The sequence below is a fragment of the Oleiphilus sp. HI0125 genome (assembly GCF_001635355.1).
Genome location: NZ_LWGF01001203.1, coordinates 1 through 1,414, shown reverse-complemented (window position 1 = coordinate 1,414; position 1,414 = coordinate 1). Strand labels below are relative to the sequence as shown.

Genomic DNA, 1,414 nt, shown 5'->3' with positions numbered 1-1,414 from the left:
ACGAGCAAGAATCCAACGGAAGTCAGTACCTGAAATATCACGGTTACCAATCTTCATTAGATTACGATCCAGATGCTCTAGATCTTCAGGAATGCTATATCCAGCATCACGTAGTTGATCCGCAGACACTTCTACGGTTTCAACGAGTTCACCAATGATGGTGTAACGATCACCATTTTTAGCTGTCACTTCTGCTTGCATCACATCGTGAGCCCAGAAGTGGACAAGACCTCGGCTTGCGATCAACCAAAGAAGACCGAAAACCATAACCATGCTGATGGCAACAGCACCGGCGTTGAACCAAACCCATGGGTCGCCGTTTTTAAACCATTTTTTAACTGATACGCGCACAATAGACTCCTTAAATCACACTGTACTTGTTGCGAAGACGCTGGCGCACAAATTCTGCAAAGGTGTTTACGACAAAGGTAAACAGGAATAGAACAAAGGCTGCGAGGAATAAGATGCGGTAGTGCGTGCTACCCACTTCTGATTCAGGCATTTCGACAGCAATGTTTGCTGACAAAGTACGCATACCTTCAAAGATATTGATGTCCATGATCGGGGTGTTACCAGTCGCCATCAGTACGATCATGGTTTCACCGACCGCACGACCCATACCAATCATTACCGCTGAGAAAATACCCGGGCTTGCTGTTGGAAGGATAACGCGTGTCATGGTTTGCCACTGCGTTGCACCAAGTGCAAGAGAGCCTTGGGTCAGATGTTTTGGCACACTGAACACGGCATCTTCTGTAATCGAGAAGATGGTAGGGATAACTGCAAAGCCCATTGCTGCACCAACGACTAAGGCGTTACGTTGGTCGAAATCGATACCGGCTTCATTCGTTAACCAAAGGCGCATATCACCATTGAAGAATGCGACTTCTAGTGTTGGGCTGAGCGCCATGGCAAGCCAACCACCAAAGATAATGACAGGAATCAGCAGCACTGGGTCCCAGCCATCAGGCACTAAACGACGAATGTTGGAGGGTAAGTTACTCCATATAAAGCCGAATAGAAGGATGAAGATCGGGGTGATTATGAGTACTGCGAATACGCCAGGAAGGTTTTCTTCCATAAACGGTGCGAAGAATAAACCTGCCAAGAAACCTAGAATTACGGTAGGTAATGCTTCCATCAATTCGATTGATGGTTTTACCTTACGACGTAAACCCGGTGACATGAAGTATGCGGTATACAAAGCACCACAGATTGCTAGAGGCGTTGCAACAAGCATCGCGTAGAACGCTGCTTTTAAGGTACCGAATGCAAGAGGGGATAAGCTGTATTTTGGTTCGAAGTCATTATTCGCTGCTGAAGATTGCCAAATGTAATCTGGCTCTTCATAACCCTCATACCAAACCTTGCCCCAAAGTGCTGAGAAGGAAATTTCAGGGTGCTCGTTATCCAC

The 1,414-nt window shown here is 46.5% G+C and carries 1 protein-coding gene and 1 pseudogene; both read right to left on the bottom strand.

The annotated features are described in order from the left end of the window. Positions 1–351 (bottom strand): annotated as a pseudogene (locus tag A3762_RS21050) (phosphate ABC transporter, permease protein PstA); the annotation flags it as partial. Positions 352–361: 10 nt separating this feature from the next. Continuing rightward, the coding region (locus tag A3762_RS21045) for an ABC transporter permease subunit (protein WP_156493646.1) at positions 362–1,414 on the bottom strand (1,053 nt) is incomplete at its 5' end.